Here is a 17,125-nt window from a genome sequence, read left to right on the forward strand (position 1 = left end):
TTCAACCGTTTTTTTCACTCCGCGCTGGAAAAACACGGATTCCGCGTTATAATAACCCGATCACTCAATCTGAAAAACAACGGGACTGGCGGAAATTCATCATGACCATGTTTGACTCGTTCCACCCCGGCGAACTCTGGCCGGACGACCGCGGAACTCATATCAACGCGCACGGCGGCTGCCTGCTGCGGCACGGCGGCAGGATTTACTGGTACGGGGAACATAAAGTCGCGGGACGCGCCGGGAATCTGGCTCAGGTCGGCGTGCATGTCTATGTCTCGGAAGATTTCTACAACTGGCGCGACGCGGGGATCGCCTTCGACGTGAGGAATTCCGGCGACCCGCTGCTGCGTCCCGGCTGCGTCATCGAACGGCCCAAGGTGCTTTTCTGTCCCGGGACCGGCCGGTTCGTCATGTATTTTCATTTTGAGAAGGACGACACTTACCAGGACGCCGCGGTCGGCATCGCCGTCGCCGATTCGCCGGCCGGGCCGTTCCGGTTCCTCCGGATGACCCGGCCGAATCCCGGCGTCTGGCCGCAGAATGTGCCGGAGGAGCTCAAGGAGCCCGGACGGATCGCCCGGACGGCGGAACTCCTCTCCACGCTTTCCTGCGGCAGCAACCCTGAAACTCCGCGCGGGTCGGTGCTCGGCGCCTGTCTGTCTGCCGGGCAGGAGTCCCGCGATATGACGCTCTTTCTTGATGACGACGGCAGGGCGTACCACATCTACTCCTCCGAACGGAACAGCACGACCCATGTGGCGGAACTGACCGGCGACTTTCTCGGCTATACCGGGCGGTACTGGAGAATCTTCCCGTTCCGCTGGATGGAGGCCCCGGCGCTGTTCAAGCACGAGGGAAGATATTACTTCATCGGTTCGGGCTGCACCGGATGGGCGCCGAATGCGGCCCGTTCGGCCGTCGCCGATTCGCTGGCGGGCCCCTGGACGGAACTCGGGAATCCGGCCGCGGACCCCGGCGGAGAGCTGACCTACGGCGCCCAGAGCACCTGGGTCGAGCCGCTGGGGGACGGCACTTTCCTGTTTATGGCGGATATCTGGCGCCCGGAGGACGCGATCGACGGCCGCTATCTCTGGCTGCCCGTCGAATTCGAGAACGGCCGTCCGGTCCTGCGGGCTCCGAAGGAGTGGCGCCTCCCCGCGGCCGCGATGCCGCGGTGGTGAGGTCCGCTACGGCGTTTTCAGCAGCCGGATGCCGGAGAAGAGCAGCAGCGCCGGGCGCCCTCCGAGATCGGCGGCGTAGACGACCCGGACGCCGGGCGGCGGCGCGAAGCGCGGCAGGAACCACGAATCCATGCTGTCGGCCGCATACAGATAGAGCGTGTTCCCGTCGGACAGCGTTGCGGGATCGGCTTCGGGAGCCGGGGCGTAACGCGCGTGCAGGCCGTATGAAAAGACGTTTTCGAGCGGGCGCGAAACGTAGCGCAGCTCCGGCATGGTCAGGATCTGCGGATAGGGCCATTTGCAGACCAGCGGCGGCAGCGCCGGGGCGTTTTCGACTTCGCGGGCGAATGCCCGGTTCATCTCGATCACCTTCAGAAATTCGCGCGAACGCTCAAGCTGGCTGGGGTCCGCCGCCAGATGGGGAGGCAGCTCCGGGAGCAGCGCGCCGTATTGGTTCATGAGCTGAAGCGCGCAGAGGACGGCTGCGGCCAGGGTCGCCCGCTTTTCCCCGCAGGCGCGAAAGCCGTAGGCGAGCAGCAGCGTGAGCGGCAGCATGGCGATCGCGCTGTAACGCACGAGCTGCGGGCCGGTATAAATGAAGTAAGCGGCGAAGAAGCCGCCGAGAAAGACCGGCAGGATCGCCATCCGGCACGCGCTCGGGAGCCTTCGCCGGAAAAACAGGTACGCGAACAGCAGCAGCGCCGCCGCGAGCTTCAGGGCCACCCACGGGTAGAAATGCACGAGGTGGTAGCGCAGCAGGGCGATGCCGAGATGAAACACGCCGGATTTTTCAGGATAATCCTGGGTTGCGAGCAGGGCGGCGGAGGAGTAGAAAAGGACGGCTGCGGCCCCGGAGGCGAGGGCGGCCAGCAGTTTTTTTCGCCTTTCCTGCACCGGCCCGGCCGCCGCCGCGTACAGAAACCAGACGGCGTAGGCGCACAGGAGGACGATGCCGGTGGTCTTGATCAGGCATGCGGCGAATGCAGTCGCCAGCGCCGCTTTTTCGCGCCGGTTGAAGAAAAGCGACAGGCTCAGCATGATTCCGAGCGCGAGCGCGGCCTCCTGCCCCTGTGCGGCCATGCGCCCGCTCAGGATCGGTTCGGAAAAGGCGGCGATTCCCCAGAGAAGCGTGAGTCCGGGCGAACAGAACTTCCGCACCAGCCGCAGGAACAGCATCCCGGCTGCGGCCAGCGACGCGAGGTTGATCAGATGTCCGGCGATATGGACCGCGACCGGCGGCAGGAGGGAATAGAGCGCTCCGTAGACGAACGGCATGATGCCGAACGGGTAGACGCAGGAGCCGCCGTTGCGGAACTGTTCCTGCGCCCGGTAAAGCTGCGGCAGGTCGAAGTTGCTCCGCGCCAGATAGATCGCCTGATTGTGGAGTCCGAGAATTTCATCCCAGTAAGGCGGATTGGCCAGCGTGGAGATGTTCAGAAGCGCGAAGAGAAAAAAGAGCAGCGCGAAAAGCTGCGCCCGCGATTGGAGCAGCTTCGCCAGCTGCCGTTCGATGCTCCCTGCCGCCATATTCCGCCTTTCCCGTCTGTCATGAAAGATTTCGGAATATACCATTTCAAATTCGGAAAGTCAAGAGACGGCGGAAGTTTCCGCATCGTTCAAAGCGACGGTTTCCCCTGCCAGAACACGCGGTTTTTCGCCTCTTCGGCGCCGTGGAGCTGAGTCGGAACTTCTGTTTCGGTCCGTCCGGCGGCATGGCCGTCGACGAACGCGAGGTTCGTGCGGCCGCCGTGCGGAAAGAGCGGGCTGTTGGCCGGCATGTTGTCCTTGTCGCAGAGCAGGTACTGGAACGATTTGTAGGCCGGGATGGTCTGCGCTTCGCCGAAAATCATCGTGTCGGACGGACGGCTCGCCCGGCTGAGCTTCCAGAGGATGTTCGGGTTGTTCGGCTTGGCGTAGTTCCCGATGTAGTTGTTCATGCCGAAGGTCCGTTTGACGGCCGCGTCCGGCATCCGGGCGAGGGAGGCGCCGCAGGTCAGCACGGTCGTGACTTTCTTGGACATGTCCTCGCGTTCGCTCGCGTTTCCGGTGCGCCCGACATAGGTCATGATCGTGCTGTACCAGCGCATTTCGTTGCCGCCGGACTCGGCGTAATGCAGCGGAATGAACCGGTCGCCGGATTCCCCGGCGTACAGGAGCTGGGCGGAGCCGAGCTGTTTCAGATTCGCGGTGCAGTGAATCGAACGCGCCCGTTCGCGCGCCTGGTTCAGTGCCGGAAGCAGCATTCCGGCGAGAATCGCGATGATGGCGATGACTGCCAGCAGTTCGATGAGGGTAAAGGAGTTGCGGCGGTTCATTTCTGCATTCCTTTCCAGTCGTTCCGGACTTTTTCGACGGCGGCGGCGCAGGCGGGGTCGGAGAGCTCCTCGATGAAGATTTCAAGATAGTCCGCTCCCTCGCGGATGCCGGTCCGGAGCGCCTGCTCCAGCTGTTCCGGCGTATATTTGCGGATCGCGTAGATGTTGATGAGCTGGAGCCCGGCCGGGATTTCCGCGTTCCGTTCGGCCCAGATGTCGACGGCCTGGTTGCCGCGCCTGAACCACGCTTCATGGGTCAGGTAGCAGGCGAGCAGATGCAGGCGGCTGCCGTATTTCCGGTAGGCCCAGTCGCGGATGGCCCGGCCCGGTTTCGCGTCGCGGCCGTTCGGGAACATGTCGTGGATGCACCAGCTCAGCCGCTGGTTCGGGAAGGCGGCGGCGGTTGCGTCAAACATGGTTTGCCAGGCGGAGATGAGTTTTTCCGGCGTGTAGCCGACCGCTTCGGCTTCGGCCGGTCTCACGTTGAAATTGGTTTCGAGCCCGTTGGCCAGCGCCGGACCGGTGACCTGCACCGAAACGACGGCCGGATCGCCGGCATACCGCTCGCCGGCTTCACGGCAGATTTCGCCGAGCAGCTCGAGCAGTTTCGGGTCCCACGGCACCGGGGCGGCGGCGTCATGCCTGCCGGGGTCGACGAGGTCGGTTTCGTGAATCCAGCGGAACTTCTGCACGCCTTCGGCGTAGAACCAGTCCGGCACCCAGCGGCCGGGCAGGAAGCCGAGGTTGACCTTCTTGCCGTTGTCGCGGGCGGCTTTGATGACGCGGTCGACCCGGCTCCAGTCATAAACGCCCTTTTCGGGAACGAGCGCCCTGACGCCGAGATAGAGTGTGAATCCGTCGATGTACGGCAGTTTTGCGGCCGCCTCAACGCGGTCGACGCTGCCGCCGCGGATGACGGCGTAAATGCCGGAATGCCCCGGTATTTCCCCCGCGCATGACGCGATACCGGAAACGGTCAGGAACAGGTACAGAATGGACCACAGCTTCATGATTGCAAACTCCCTTGATGAATACGGAATCAGATGGATTTTACGCTGCGCCGGACGACGAGCGAGCAGCGCAGGATCTCTTCGTTCTGCGACTCGAAGCCGCGAATCGCCTTCATGACCCGGCGGACCGCGAGTTCCCCCATCGAGCGGGTCGGCTGGGCCAGGACGGTTACGGGCGGGATGGTTTCGGCCAGTTCGCGGTCCTCCTCGAAGGAGAGCAGGGAAAGGTCGTCCGGCACCCTGAGCCCGGCGTCGTGAAGGCCGTTCAGCAGTTTCAGCGTCAGCAGGCTGTTGGTTGAGAGGAGTGCGGTCGGCCGCCGGTCGCCGAGGTTCCGCAGCTCGGTCACGACCGGCGCGAGTGATTCGGCGATATGATAATATTCGCGCAGGTAGATTTCATCGGGGTCGCCGCCGAGCCGCGCGACGGTTTGGCGGAAACTCTCGACGCGCTGCCGGTGGCAGAGGTTGCGCCGGTCCATGCAGATGACGCCGAAGCGGCGGTGGCCGCAGCTCCAGAGGTAGTTCGCCGCGTCGCTGCCGGCCGTGGCGTTGTCGGTGCAGACGATTTCGCTCTTGTCGCCGTCGAGCTCGATGTTGCCGATGGTGACGATCGGAATGCCGAGCCGGTCAAGCTCGTTCGAGACGGAGTAGGGGCCGTTGAATTCGGGGACGATGAGCGCCCTGATTCCGTGTTCGATCACGAGGCTGCGGATATGGTCGAGATTCATGCGCTTGACCGGAAGCGCCATCAGCTGGACCGTGCAGTTTTCGGCGGCCAGCCCTTCGACGATGGAGGTGATCAGCGTCGAATTGTAGCTGCTGTTCAGGCAGTCGCGGTAGGTCAGCATCAGGACGCCGATGCATTCGCTGATGCCGAATTCCCGCGCGCGGCTCTCGGCTTCCATCTTTTCGGCGATGCGCCGGACGCGCTCGACCGTCCCGGGCCGATGAGAGCCTTTGCCGCTCAGGATGCGCGACACGGTCGCCGTGCTGACCTTCGCCCGGTCCGCCAGCTCTTTGATTGTATAGTCGGAAAAAATCATCCGGAATCGCCTCCTTCATCTGTTTCGTATGCCTGTAAATTATAGGCGAAAGCGGAACGGAAAGCAATTCCGTAATTCGATTTTTTTGGAACTAAAAATTACATGAATTTACGTAAAACTGTTTTAAGACATTGATGAATAATGGATTGACGTTATGCAGGATGGGGACGAACGGCTTGTCGTCCGCGATTTTCAGGGCGGCCGGCCGACTCCAAAGGCGCGGCGTCGAGGCCGCGGCAGCTGAACCGGGTTTTTGCTCCACGGGGGCAATCGTTCCTTGCCGGTTTGCAGGAAAGGAGGGTACGGAAGGCCCCCGTTTCCCGTATCGCGCATACATGGCGTCAACCCGCTTCGGAGGCAAACCCGGAAGCGAAGAATAGAACGTTCTTTCCGGAGCGGAAACAACCTCCCGATCCAGCAGGCCGGATAGGGTTAACGGAGCGGAACGGCCCCGGATACGGCTTCCTGGCCCGGGAACTCCCGGGAGAGGCGCTGCAGCTCTTCGGCCGGGAGCGTGAATTCGAGCGCTTCGCAGTTCAGCAGTTGATGGCGGCGGTCCCGCATGGTTGAAATCGTGACGGTGTTCGGCTGCGCAGCGAGCCAGGCCAGCGCGATCTGCGCCGGGGTTCTGCCGTGCCTGCGGGCGATCTCCCTCAGCAGTTCCGGCGCCTCCGCATCGAGCATTCCCTTCTGCAGCGGCCGCCATGCGATCAGCATGATATCGTGTTCGACGCAGTAATCGGTCAGGCCGGAAAGTTCCGCTTCGCGCACCGCGAGATTGTAGTGAACCTGATTCGCCGCGATCGGGTGGCCGGCGCAGGCCCGCGCCCGTTCGAGCCGGGCAACGGCGAAGTTGCTGACGCCGATGTGCCGGACGAGCTTTTCGTCGGCGAGCCGGTCGAGGGCGCGGATGGTCTCCTCCAGCGGATATGCGTCGTCGACCTGATGGATCAGGTAGAGGTCCAGGTAGTCGGTGCCGAGCCGCCTGAGCGAACGCTCGCAGGCGCGGAGCACCTCGTCGTAGGCCAGATGGGTTTTCCAGACCTTCGATGTCAGGAAGAGATCGCTGCGTTTCCAGCCGCGGATCGCGCGCCCGACGATCTCCTCCGAAAATCCCCCTGCATACATCTCCGCCGTATCGATATGGCGGAAACCGAGTTCAAGCCCCGAGCGCAGGGCTGCCGCCTCTTTTTCCCCGTCCGAGGCGGGGTCGCGCTCCGCGCCTCCGCCGAGCATCCAGCTGCCCATGCCGAGCAGCGGCATGGCAAAGCCGTTTTTCAGTTGTCTGACCGGAATCGTCATCGCTGTCGCCTCCTCTGTTGCTGCCGGGCAATGTAATCCGGCCGGACGGAAAATGCAAGTCCGTTCCGGCCGCGATTCCGTGTTTTCGTCCGGGGAAGGGGAGGAAACCCGGTCAGCGCGCCGGATTGCCGGAAAAACTCCCGAGAACCGGCAGCGTCGTTTCGGTTCCGGAGGGGATCGTGTTGACCGGTCCCCGCGGCATCGGCTCCAGGTTGGAGGCCGGGAAGCGCACCGCCGGGTCGTCCGCCACGCCGCCGACCGGAACGGTCAGTTCCTCGCCGGCCGCCGGAAGCGCATCGGGCTTCAGCCGCAGCAGATTCCCGTCCCAGCGGCACTCCGCGATTCGGTAGGAACGGTCTTTCCCCCTGAGCTCCCGCCCTTTCATCAGCATTGCGGATTCCGCGTTGAGCCGCTGGTCGAAAACAAGCAGGAGCGTATCGCCGTCGCGGCGGATTTCGCAGAGGCGGGGCGGCTGTGAATAGATTTCCCAGCGCAGGCCGAATTCGTAATAGGTGGTGGTGTCCACCCCGGCCTTCCGGCATGCGTCGTAGAACTGCTTCTGCCACGCCGGGTCGCGGCGGGAGGGGCCGAGCGAACCGAGGTCTGCCTGCATTCCGATTTTCACGTCGGGATTCGCCGTGCGCACCGCGTCGAAAAACGGCTGGTAGGCCAGCGGGTAATCCCCAGGCAACGCCGGATTCGCCCAGTCGGGCGCGTGGGTCTGGATGAAGTGCAGGTCGGGCTTCACGCGCCGGATCATCGCGACGATGTCGTTGCCCTCCCATTCGCGCAGCTTCGCCACGCCGTCCGGAATGTTGATCCCGAGCGTCCAGGTCGCGAAAAGAATCCCCGGCGCCGCTTCGCGCGCCCCGCCGGGGCCGTTGATGATGTCGTCGTAGAAGTCGTCGATGGTTCTGACCCGGTATTCGACCAGCTGCCGGTAGAGTCCGGTGTTGGTCCTGAAATAATCCGGATCGGCCGGATCGGTGAAGTTCGGGAACGTTTCGCTGCCGGTCGCCCGTTTGAACGCCGCCTGGAAACCGGGGCTGACGTCGCCGTAGAACGGCGGATTCTTCTCCGGTCCGTCGTAGATCGGATACATGATTTCCGCGAAGGTGAAGGCGTCGAACCGATGGCGCAGCAGCATTCCGTTCAGGTAGTTCTTGTACCACGCATTGTATTCGGGGTACACGAAGCCGATGAAGCGGTAGATGTCCATCCCGCTGCCGGTAAATTCGATCAGCCAGTCGCGCCAGCCCGCCGGCAGCCGCTCCGCCAGCTGCGCCTCGCTCCAGTAGACCAGGCTCGGCAGGGTCATCAGTCCGACGCCGAGTTTCTGGCGCTGCATCTCGCCGACCAGCCCGGGGCGGAGCCCGGTATCCGTGCCGGTATAGTAGTAGACGCCGTCGAAACCGTTGACCCGCAGCTCGGAGGCGATGCTTTCATTGGAGCGGTTGTGATAGTACGGGAAGGCCGTGTCGATCTGGACGGTGCGGCCGTGCAGCAGCTTCTCCCGCCGTTCCCGGCGCGCCTCCGGCGTATCGTGAAATTCCCGTGCCGGCGCCGCGCCCGGCAGGTCGATCGCGCCGACCGTGACCCGCATCGGCGCGCCTGCGTCATGCAGGCAGATCAGCATTGCGACCTGATCCTGCCAGTTGAAACGCCCTTCGTTCGGAATCTCCACCCTGACCGGCTGTCCGGGCACGAGTCTGAAGTCGTGCAGCACCAGATTTCCGGCATTGCGGTCGGAACGCAGCGCGACATAGGCGTAAGCTCCCGGCGCATTCTTCATGTCGGAGTGCATCGTGAAGGTCAGCCGTTCGCCGGGCTGCACCGCCAGTTCGCGCACGATCACCTTGTCGCCCGGTTCGCCGGAGGTCGAAAGCTCCATCGCCGGAGCTCCGTCCAGGGTCGAAAGGGAGGCCGAGGGAGCCGGATTGCCGCCGCCGAAGCCGGTCCAGCTCTTCCGCAGCGCTTCGGTGTCGGCGTAGCTTTTGAAATCCTCGACCGCCGCCGGAAGCGCCAGCGGCAGAACCGCGCTCAGCAGGCCGATGCAGAATAAGGTTTTCACCGTGTCACCTCCCGGTCAGGTTGAAGTGTTCGCAGTAGCGGTTGAAAAGATGTCCGGCGGCCCGGTAGCAGGAGTTCGGACTCATGAAGTGGGAAAACTCGAAGGTGATCGCCTTTTCGATTCCGGCGGCTTTGGCGGCCTCCAGTTTCATCAGCATTTTGTCCCACTTGATCGGCAGAAAATGGATCGGCATGTCGCGGTCGAAACTTTCGCAGTTGGTCCAGCTGGTCATTCCGTAGCGGTCGGTCAGCTTTTTGTTGACCCGCAGGTAATCGGCCAGCTCGTGATAGTCGCAGTGTCCGTCCTGGAACGCGACGATGTCGACCGCACTTTGAATTCCTTTCAGGATCTCGTTCCACTCCTTCTCGTGCTGAACGATGCCGATGGAGTCCTCCTTGTACAGCTCCTCGCCCGGCACTGCCGGTTTGATGCCGTCGATGTACGGCGAAATCATCGTCGGCAGATTGCCGGAGAGCTGCTTCACATACCGTCCCATCCCGGCGTACAGCTCGGTGATTCCGGCGAAGGCGCGGCTGACTTCAAAGTTCAAATACCAGCCGCCGAAGGCTTTGCGCTCCCCGTAGCGGCTCCAGACCTCGTCGGCGACCGCGCGGCTGATCTCCATTTCGCGTTCGCATTCGTGGTTGTGCCAGTATTTGCCGGAGTCGTACAGCCCGAAATAGAACTTCATTGCGTATTTTTCAGCGAGGTCGAGGAAGAGGTCCACCAGGTCCGTCGACGGCCGGTAGCACCCTTCGCGTTCCATCAGGTACGCGGACGGATAGGTGATGAAGCGGCGGTGGCCGCACCGGATCAGGATCACGGTGTCGATTCCGACCGATTTCATTGACGCGAAGTCGCGGTCCCACTCGGCCCGCCCCCAGTTCTGGTGGGGGATGTCGTGGCTGATCTCATCGAGGAAAGTTCCGGTTATCTGCATGGATATGAATCCTTTCTATGGTTCCTGATTGACGGTCAGGCGTGATATGTAACGGTTGAAAATCAGTTTGAAAACCGCTCCCGTGCCCAGGCACACTGCTCCGCAGAGCCCGGCTTCTCTGTATTGGCCGACGTAGAGCGTCGAAGCGGTCAGCACTCCGGCGGCGACCATTGCGAAGCCGACCGCCGCCACGCCGATGCCCGGCAGGATCAGCGACGGAGCCGCTTCCGCCGGCAGCCGCCCCTCGGCGATCAGCGCGCGGCGCACCGGTCCCCAGCATCCCATCGGGCGGGCGCGCAGGTAGAACTCCTTGAGCACCTCCATATCCTCCGGTCTGGTCAGCAGCGTGACCGTGAGCCAGATCGCGGTATTGACCGCCAGCGCGACCACCGCCTGCAGCAGCTGCATATTCTGCGCTTCGGCAGGTCCTCTGGCGATTTCGGCGGCCCACCACGGGATCAGCGGCAGCAGCCGCCCGCAGACCAGGTAAACCAGCGGCCCGGCGACCACCGACGCGCACCACCCCTTGAAGTTGATCCGCCAGTACCACCACTGCGCCCAGCCGAACGCCGCCGAGGTTCCGAAAATTCCGAGCACCACCACCGCGATGCCGAGCAGCGAATCCGCCGCGAATACGACTCCGACCGACAGAACCGCGATGCCGAGCATGAGCAGGCGGCCGATCCAGACCTCCCGGCCCGGCTTCGGTTCGCCGACCAGCGGCCGCCACACGTCGTTCAGCAGGGTTTGCGAACCGTAATTCAGATGGGTCGAAATCGTGCTCATCACGGCTGCCAGCAGCGCCGCGACCGTCAGGCCGACACCGCCTTTCGGCAGGAATTCGGAGAGCATTCTGCCGTATGCGAATTCCCGCTCGGTCGGGGTTGCCGTGTAGAATTCCGGGTGGCGCGCCAGCAGCCCCATCGCGGGCAGCATCAGCATCAGCAGCATGGCGAACAGGATCACTTCGCCCCAGATGCCGACCTTCGCCGCTTCATGGCTGCTGCGGCAGGAGAACAGCCGCTGGCCGTCCGCGCCGACCGCGCTTCCCGCTCCGACCGATACGATCACCATCCAGGCGAAAATGCTCAGCGGGCTCAGTACCGGATTATCCGCCTGAGGCAGAATCGACAGAATCGCCGCGCCGTTTTCCGGTCCGGCCGCACTCATCACCGCCTCCGCCAGTCCGGAGGGGCCGCCGAACACCCAGAGCACCGCGCCGACCATGACCAGGTTGGCCGCGAGGATCACGAAGCCCTGCAGCGCGTCGGTCAGCAGCACGCCCGCAAGGCCGCTGGTCCACACATAGACGGTCAGCAGCGGCAGCACGATCAGCAGCGTGACCGCCTTGCTGTCGATCCCGAAGATCGGGGCGGCGACCAGGTGGATGCCGATCAGTCCCGCGCCGATCCATGGCACCATGCCGATCAGCACCGAGGTCAGCGACGAATAGACCCGGGCGAATCGATTGCCCGCTCCGAAGCGGAGATGGAAGAATTCCGGACCGGTCCTGATCCCCATTTGACGCCAGCGCACCGCAAAGAGGATCGCCGCCAGCAGCAGCGCCATTCCGAAGCGGGACAGGAAAAACCAGCAGCCGGAGAGTCCGGTCACCACCGCGATGCCGCAGTAGAGCGGCGCGACATCGCTGTTCAGCGCGGTCGCCGCCACGCTCATGCCGTTCAGCCAGCCGGGCATTTTCCGTCCGGCAAGATAATAGTCCTCTTCTTTGGAGTTGTTCATTCCGAGCAGCCTGCTGCCGAAAATTCCGAGCAGCAGGGAGACGGCCAGATAGATGCCGATGATGATCGGGTCGATCGCCAGAAGCTTTTCAGTCAGCATGGATCCTCCTCCGGTAATCGCAGTAGAGTTTCACCGTTTCCGGGCCGCCGGGCGTCAGCCGGGAGCCGGGGGCGTTCAACAGGCCGGGGAACTGGTAGCAGAGCACTTTTTCAAAGTTCCGGCAGTTTTCCAGCTCATGAAAGATTTCATCGGCCGGGCGCGGATAAAGCGCCATGTCATCTTTGAAGAGAAAGATTTCCATATCCAGCCACAGGTGTGCGCCGCCTTCGTCGGCGATCGACTGCATGAGAGCGATCGCCTGTTCCGGCGCGAGGTCCTCCTCCGGCATCCGGTTGAAGCCGAACGGACACAGGATATCGAGCTCGCGCGCCAGCAGCTTCCAGCTGCCGAGCGCGGAGGTGACGCCGAAGCAGTTCGGCGCGAGCATGACCGGCAGCGTGGGATCGAGCTCGTCGCGCAGTTTGCCGAATCCGCGGAAAAAGGCGACGATCTCCTCCGGCGTCTTTGTCCCCCGGTTCAGGTCGCCGAACACCTCCTCGGAGATGTACCAGCCGTAGAAGGAACGGTGATGTCCGTACCGCTTCCACACCTCGCGCGCCGTCCGGCAGTGCCAGTCGAGCGACTCCGGTGTGAAATCAAACCAGGCGTACATTCCGATCCCCGGAAATACCGACATTCCCAGTTCATCGGCGGCGGAGAGGACCGCTTCGACCGGATCGCCGCAGCCGATCTCCATCCGGCCCGGAAACAGCTCCGACGGATAGAACGCCCTTCCGCGGTATCCCGTTTCCGGAATCCGGTGTCTGCCGTAATACTCCTGATTGCGGAACAGTTCCTGCAGGACGATCACGTCCATTCCGATGCCGTGCATCGAGCGGACCAGCTCCCGCCAGTCGGCGGCGGTGAACCGTTTCAGCTCCGCGTTCCAGAGCCGGCCTTCTTCCTCGCTCCAGTGGTACAGCCCGCACCAGGCGCCGTCGATCCGGCCGGTGGAGCGCGATTCGGCATCCACGATTTCGAGCACTTGAACCGCATCGGCGATGACCCCGCCGCGTTCGTCCAGCAGTTCGAACTTCACTTCCGCCCGGCCGGAGAGCCGGTTCAGGTCGAGCTTCCGTACTCCGGAGCTCCACCCCGCCGCATTCGGTTCGCCGGGCTTCCGCCGCATGACCTCCCGTCCGGCCAGCGTCAGCCGAAGTTCCGCCGGAGCTGTGCCGCGGAACGCATAGCGCACGTCCACCGGAACCCGGCGGCTCACCGGCGAAACCGGCAGCAGTTTCAATGAAATTTCCATTGTTTATCCTTTCAATTCCCCTTTCAGCCACTGCAGCAGACGGCCGTAGCTCGGCCATATTTCATGCGCCATCGCCGGTTCGTCGACGATCTCCTTCGGCGCGCTGATGCAGTTGTAGGCGGCATAGACCGATTCGGGCGGGCAGACCTCGTCGCACCATCCGGCGATCATTTTCACCGGGCATCGGATCCGGGCCGCGAAATACGCGGCGTCGAAGAGCTTCATCCGGTCGAAGCCGTGCTGCCGGAACTGCGGCCAGCCGCTTTTTTCTCCGCCGAAATCGCAGAAGGCGGGCACATTCGCCGCCGCCGCCCGGAAGCGCGGCTTCAGCCCGGCCAGCATCAGCGCAAAGCCGCCGCCCTGGCTGGAGCCGAAAACCCCGATCCGGTCCGCATCCGCAAACGGCTGTTCCGCGAGCCAGTCGGCCGCCCGGCTGATTCCGAGCAGCGCGGAACGCAGCAGGCAGTGCTCCGGCGACTCCGCGCCCCGGTAAACATACAGCCCCTGCCGGTTGAACGCCTCGTAGCGCCGTTCGTTTTCCGCGCACTCCTCGGTCGTCTCATACGGGAACACATTGCAGCAGAGCACCGCGAAGCCCTCGTTCGCCGGGTCCGTATCCGGCCCGGTTCCCGGCCCGGCCCCCGGCACCGATACCAGCGTCGGAAACGGGCCCGGCCCGGCCGGCCGCGTCAGAAAGCCGTAAATCCGGCCGCCGCCGACTGTTGCGAAGCTGAGTCGGTACACCTCGCGCCGGCCGTCGCACAACGCTTCGATCCGCTTTTGGCGGATATCCGGCGGCACGGCCGCAACCTCCGCCAGCCCGCCGCGCCAGAAATCGTCGAATTCCCCGGGTTCCGGCAGCGCCGGACGGATGTTTTTCTGATTGAACGCCGCCGCCTTGCCTTGCCGCTCCCCGGCCGGAAGCGCCTGCGGCACCTTGCCGTACCGCATTCAGAAGCCCCACAGGGTTCCGGGCTGCGGAAACTGCGTGTCGCCCTCGAATACATTCTTGTAGGGATTGTCGTCCGCCGAATAGTTGATCGACAGTTTCGTCGGGGATTTCCGCAGCGCGGCGTGTCCGTCCAGGAACAGCGCGTTCGCCCCTTGGCCATGCCGCAGGTCGATGATCGAAAAGCTCCCGGTCGTATTGTACTGCTGGATCAGGTTCGGCGTGAACATCCGCATTCCGCCGCTGCTGTTGCCGCTGGCCGTATCCGCATTGCTCAGCGTGACCGACGGTGATTTCGCCCGGCTCAGCTTCCGCGACACGAAATCCCCGTTTTCATAAGGCGCGCAGGATTCGTTCAGCGCATAATGCGGCCACTCGAAATTCACGTTGCCGGTGAAGGCATCGGTTTCCAGAACATTTTTCCAGTTGATCGTCTCGGTTTTTACGGATGGACAGCCCATTACGCCGCCGGTGATCATCCGGCTGCCGATCAGGTACTCGGTCCACCATGCGCCGTTGCCGTTCACGATCCGCTTCATCGGCGGCAGCAGCCCTCCATTCGCATCCGTATAGAGCAGCATCCCGGAGCCAAGCTGCTTCAGGTTGCTCAGGCAGCTCGAGGAATGCGCACTCTCGCGCGCCCGGTTCAGCACCGGCAGCAGCATTCCCGCCAGTATCGCGATGATCGCTATCACCACGAGCAGCTCGATCAAGGTGAAATGTCGTCTCATGTTCGGCATCCTTTCTTGTTGCTTCAACCTTGAAGCAGATGTTCCTTAAAAAAGCGGAGCCCAGCTTCCGCTTCGGAGTGAACCTTATTGCAGGCACTGCACCGCCAGCTTTTCAATCGTCACGTCGAACTGCCCTGCGGTTTTATGGAACGCGATCACGACCAGAAACCGGTCCAGCTTCGCGAATTCGGGGGAATTCAACACATACTCCCCCGCTTTTTCCGTCGGCACGATCTGCATTTCGGCGAAGTTCGGCTGTCCTTCGTCACGGCGCGCCCCGAATACGATCACGCCGGACTTCGCGTTGCCGGGAGCGCCGGACAGGCGGATCAGCAATCCCGCCGCTCTGCCCGGTGCCGGATTTTTCACCTCGTGCTTCACCGCCGCATAGGTCCGGCCCCCGGTCACGCAGCGCATTGCCGGTCTGCCGTCGACGGTTGCCGGCGCCACCTGTTCCGGCCCCGGATTCCCGGCGTCGAATCCCGGCCACGCCTGCTGCAGCGCCGCGCTGTCGGCGGCCTGCGCAAAGCCGTCCACCGCCAGCAGCTCCGCCGCGGCGACGGCCACGTCGTCGACGGTCGCCGCCAGGGTGCCCCCGGTTTTGTTGAACATCAGCAGGACCGCAAATTTGTCCAGCTTTCCGAGCCCCGCGACCGGAACCGTGACCGTCCGCGCCCCGCCGGAACGCAGCGGAATCACCATGCGGCCGAGGTCGGCGCCGCCTTTTTCCGGGCGCACCGCCACGGTCAGCACCGCGTCCGCCGGATTCGCGGCGTCGCCTTTCACGGCCAGCTTGATCCCGGCGGCCTTCGCGCCGAACGGATTTGCGAGCTCCCGCCAGAGGATGGAGTAGTCGCGTGCCGCCGTCACCTGCATCGCCTTGCCGTTCAAAGCGCCGATTGCAACCGTGTCCGGCGCGGGATTGCCCGCGTCGAACTCCTGCCAGACCCGCCGCAGCGCCGCCGTGTCCGGATAAGCTTCAAAATCCTCCGCCGCCAGCAAAAGAGGCAGAAACAGCACTGGAAACCATTTTCGTTTCATCTCGCAACTCCTTGATTATTTCGCCGCCTGTGTCGTTTTCCTGATTACCAGCGGAGCATTCAGCAACTGGGACTGCACCGGTTTCCCTGCGAAGATATCCAGCATCATCCTGGCCGCCAGCTGCCCGATCCGCTCCTTGGGCTGGGCCATCGTGCTCAGCGGATAGATCATCTGCTTGGCGGCGATTTCCAGGTCGTCGAAGCCGATGATCGCCAGCTCCTCCGGAATCCTCCGCCCCAGCTCCAGCGCGGCTTGGATCGTTCCCAGCGCCGCCACATCCGACGCGGCGAAAATCGCGGTTATGTCCGGATGCCGGGTCAGCAGTTCCAGCGCGGCTTCGCGCCCGGCTTCGATCGACATAAAGCATTTGCGGACAAAACGTTCCTCTGCAAGGCCGTGGCCGTGCATCGCGGCATCGTATCCCCGGTGGCGGTCCACGAGTTCAGGCGACTCGTCGTCGTGGGCGATGAAGCCGATCCTGCTGTGGCCGAGTCCGATCAGGTGTTCGGTGGCTTCGCGCCCTCCGGTCAGATTGTCCACTGTGACTGCGTATTCGCCGAATTCGGTAAAGTGATTCATCACCTGAATCACCGGGACTCCGATCGCTTTCAGGTTCTCCGCCAGTTCCAGCTGATGCCGCTGCGGGTACAGGATGATGCCGTCCACATTGCGCTGCATCAGCCGCGAGAGCACCCGGCGCTGCCGGTTTGCATCGAAATCCAGTGAATCCAGCAGCAGCGTGAAATCCTGTTCCCCCGCCACCTCTTCGATGCCGGCGATGATGTTGCCGAAGAAACTGCTGTTCAGATACGGCGCCAGCACCCCGATGAAGCTGCTGCGGTGAGTGACCAGGGAACGCGCCGCTGCATTCGGCGCATACCCCATCCGGAGCGCGGTTTCCTGAATCCTTTTGCGGGTTTCGGGAGACAGCCGCCCGGTGCCGTTCAGGCCGGTTGAAACCGCTTTGACCGACAGCCCCAGCTCCTGTGCGATATCTTTCAGAGTTACTGTTGAATTTTTCCTGACCATTCCGGTTTCCCGATTTTTTGCTTCATCGTTGTAGCATGTGGATAATTATACCCGATTTTCCTGCAAAAAGCAAGAGGCGGAAACAAAATTTTCAATATTTTTCGTATCGGCAGCAGAAAAATCAGATGCCGGCCGGGTGCGGAAGGGCCGTCCGCCGCTTCTGCCGGGGAGACAGGGCGCCGTTTCCGTCCCGCGCGATTCTTCCATATTGCGGCACGTGCCGGCTTTCGGCCATCGTGATATCACCGTTCTGACGCCGTGTCCGGACCGCAGATCGACCGCAGGTCGGTCCCGCGGATAATCACGATTCCGACGTTCCGCTGTGCGTCGCTGACTGCCGGGCGGACTCTGGTCGTCGAATGCGGCTCTGCTTGTCACTTATCTCGGGAGATCCATCCCGGATGCGAAATGTG

General features: G+C 63.1%; 14 protein-coding genes. 1 reads left to right on the top strand and 13 read right to left on the bottom strand.

Features of this window, described 5'->3' with window-relative positions; genetic code table 11:
• Positions 1-101 precede the first annotated feature (101 nt).
• Positions 102-1,184 (top strand): glycoside hydrolase family 43 protein, encoded by a 1,083-nt coding sequence (locus FYJ85_RS07010; RefSeq protein WP_154417520.1) that lies wholly within the window; start codon positions 102-104, stop codon positions 1,182-1,184.
• Between the two features lie 6 nt (positions 1,185-1,190).
• On the opposite strand, the gene FYJ85_RS07015 is transcribed toward FYJ85_RS07010, so the two are convergent.
• From FYJ85_RS07015 to FYJ85_RS07075, 13 genes are all read right to left on the bottom strand, one after another.
• Positions 1,191-2,711: a hypothetical protein gene (locus FYJ85_RS07015; RefSeq protein ID WP_154417522.1), complete on the bottom strand. Its 1,521-nt coding sequence runs from the start codon at positions 2,709-2,711 to the stop codon at positions 1,191-1,193.
• Positions 2,712-2,800: 89 nt separating this feature from the next.
• Entirely contained in the window at positions 2,801-3,499 is a 699-nt protein-coding gene (locus tag FYJ85_RS07020) for a prepilin-type N-terminal cleavage/methylation domain-containing protein (RefSeq protein ID WP_154417524.1), read from the bottom strand.
• Complete coding sequence (locus FYJ85_RS07025) at positions 3,496-4,509, bottom strand: beta-galactosidase (protein WP_154417526.1); 1,014 nt, start codon at positions 4,507-4,509, stop codon at positions 3,496-3,498. Before FYJ85_RS07025 ends, FYJ85_RS07020 begins: the two co-directional genes overlap by 4 nt.
• A 29-nt stretch (positions 4,510-4,538) precedes the next feature.
• A complete protein-coding gene (locus FYJ85_RS07030; protein WP_154417528.1) occupies positions 4,539-5,552 on the bottom strand; it encodes a LacI family DNA-binding transcriptional regulator in 1,014 nt (337 codons plus the stop codon).
• Between the two features lie 432 nt (positions 5,553-5,984).
• Positions 5,985-6,854 carry an aldo/keto reductase gene (locus FYJ85_RS07035; protein ID WP_106052266.1) on the bottom strand — a complete coding sequence of 290 codons (870 nt, stop codon included), beginning with the start codon at positions 6,852-6,854 and terminating at the stop codon, positions 5,985-5,987.
• Between the two features lie 112 nt (positions 6,855-6,966).
• Positions 6,967-8,925: a hypothetical protein gene (locus FYJ85_RS07040; RefSeq protein ID WP_106052264.1), complete on the bottom strand. Its 1,959-nt coding sequence runs from the start codon at positions 8,923-8,925 to the stop codon at positions 6,967-6,969.
• A gap of 4 nt (positions 8,926-8,929) precedes the next feature.
• A complete protein-coding gene (locus tag FYJ85_RS07045) occupies positions 8,930-9,865 on the bottom strand; it encodes a DUF4434 domain-containing protein (RefSeq protein ID WP_154417530.1) in 936 nt (311 codons plus the stop codon).
• Positions 9,866-9,880: 15 nt separating this feature from the next.
• The gene (locus FYJ85_RS07050) at positions 9,881-11,707 is read right to left on the bottom strand and encodes a sodium:solute symporter family transporter (RefSeq protein WP_154417532.1); all 1,827 of its coding nucleotides are present in this window, start codon (positions 11,705-11,707) and stop codon (positions 9,881-9,883) included.
• A complete protein-coding gene (locus FYJ85_RS07055; protein ID WP_154417534.1) occupies positions 11,697-12,962 on the bottom strand; it encodes a DUF4434 domain-containing protein in 1,266 nt (421 codons plus the stop codon). Before FYJ85_RS07055 ends, FYJ85_RS07050 begins: the two co-directional genes overlap by 11 nt.
• Positions 12,963-12,965: 3 nt before the next feature.
• Positions 12,966-13,913 carry an acetylxylan esterase gene (locus tag FYJ85_RS07060; protein ID WP_154417536.1) on the bottom strand — a complete coding sequence of 316 codons (948 nt, stop codon included), beginning with the start codon at positions 13,911-13,913 and terminating at the stop codon, positions 12,966-12,968.
• A complete protein-coding gene (locus FYJ85_RS07065) occupies positions 13,914-14,642 on the bottom strand; it encodes a prepilin-type N-terminal cleavage/methylation domain-containing protein (protein WP_206213011.1) in 729 nt (242 codons plus the stop codon).
• Between the two features lie 84 nt (positions 14,643-14,726).
• Positions 14,727-15,683 carry a hypothetical protein gene (locus FYJ85_RS07070; protein WP_106052252.1) on the bottom strand — a complete coding sequence of 319 codons (957 nt, stop codon included), beginning with the start codon at positions 15,681-15,683 and terminating at the stop codon, positions 14,727-14,729.
• A 15-nt stretch (positions 15,684-15,698) separates the two neighbouring features.
• Positions 15,699-16,712: a LacI family DNA-binding transcriptional regulator gene (locus FYJ85_RS07075; protein WP_106052250.1), complete on the bottom strand. Its 1,014-nt coding sequence runs from the start codon at positions 16,710-16,712 to the stop codon at positions 15,699-15,701.
• Positions 16,713-17,125: the final 413 nt, after the last annotated feature.

It is taken from the genome of Victivallis lenta, assembly GCF_009695545.1.
In the GTDB taxonomy this organism is placed as follows: domain Bacteria; phylum Verrucomicrobiota; class Lentisphaeria; order Victivallales; family Victivallaceae; genus Victivallis; species Victivallis lenta.

Bases quoted from the DNA above. Each gene is read 5' to 3' on its own strand.
- FYJ85_RS07010 (WP_154417520.1), top strand. From the start codon at position 102: ATGACCATGTTTGACTCGTTCCACCCCGGCGAACTCTGGCCGGACGAC.
- FYJ85_RS07015 (WP_154417522.1), bottom strand. From the start codon at position 2,711: ATGGCGGCAGGGAGCATCGAACGGCAGCTGGCGAAGCTGCTCCAATCG.
- FYJ85_RS07020 (WP_154417524.1), bottom strand. From the start codon at position 3,499: ATGAACCGCCGCAACTCCTTTACCCTCATCGAACTGCTGGCAGTCATC.
- FYJ85_RS07025 (WP_154417526.1), bottom strand. From the start codon at position 4,509: ATGAAGCTGTGGTCCATTCTGTACCTGTTCCTGACCGTTTCCGGTATC.
- FYJ85_RS07030 (WP_154417528.1), bottom strand. From the start codon at position 5,552: ATGATTTTTTCCGACTATACAATCAAAGAGCTGGCGGACCGGGCGAAG.
- FYJ85_RS07035 (WP_106052266.1), bottom strand. From the start codon at position 6,854: ATGACGATTCCGGTCAGACAACTGAAAAACGGCTTTGCCATGCCGCTG.
- FYJ85_RS07045 (WP_154417530.1), bottom strand. From the start codon at position 9,865: ATGCAGATAACCGGAACTTTCCTCGATGAGATCAGCCACGACATCCCC.
- FYJ85_RS07050 (WP_154417532.1), bottom strand. From the start codon at position 11,707: ATGCTGACTGAAAAGCTTCTGGCGATCGACCCGATCATCATCGGCATC.
- FYJ85_RS07055 (WP_154417534.1), bottom strand. From the start codon at position 12,962: ATGGAAATTTCATTGAAACTGCTGCCGGTTTCGCCGGTGAGCCGCCGG.
- FYJ85_RS07060 (WP_154417536.1), bottom strand. From the start codon at position 13,913: ATGCGGTACGGCAAGGTGCCGCAGGCGCTTCCGGCCGGGGAGCGGCAA.
- FYJ85_RS07065 (WP_206213011.1), bottom strand. From the start codon at position 14,642: ATGAGACGACATTTCACCTTGATCGAGCTGCTCGTGGTGATAGCGATC.
- FYJ85_RS07070 (WP_106052252.1), bottom strand. From the start codon at position 15,683: ATGAAACGAAAATGGTTTCCAGTGCTGTTTCTGCCTCTTTTGCTGGCG.
- FYJ85_RS07075 (WP_106052250.1), bottom strand. From the start codon at position 16,712: ATGGTCAGGAAAAATTCAACAGTAACTCTGAAAGATATCGCACAGGAG.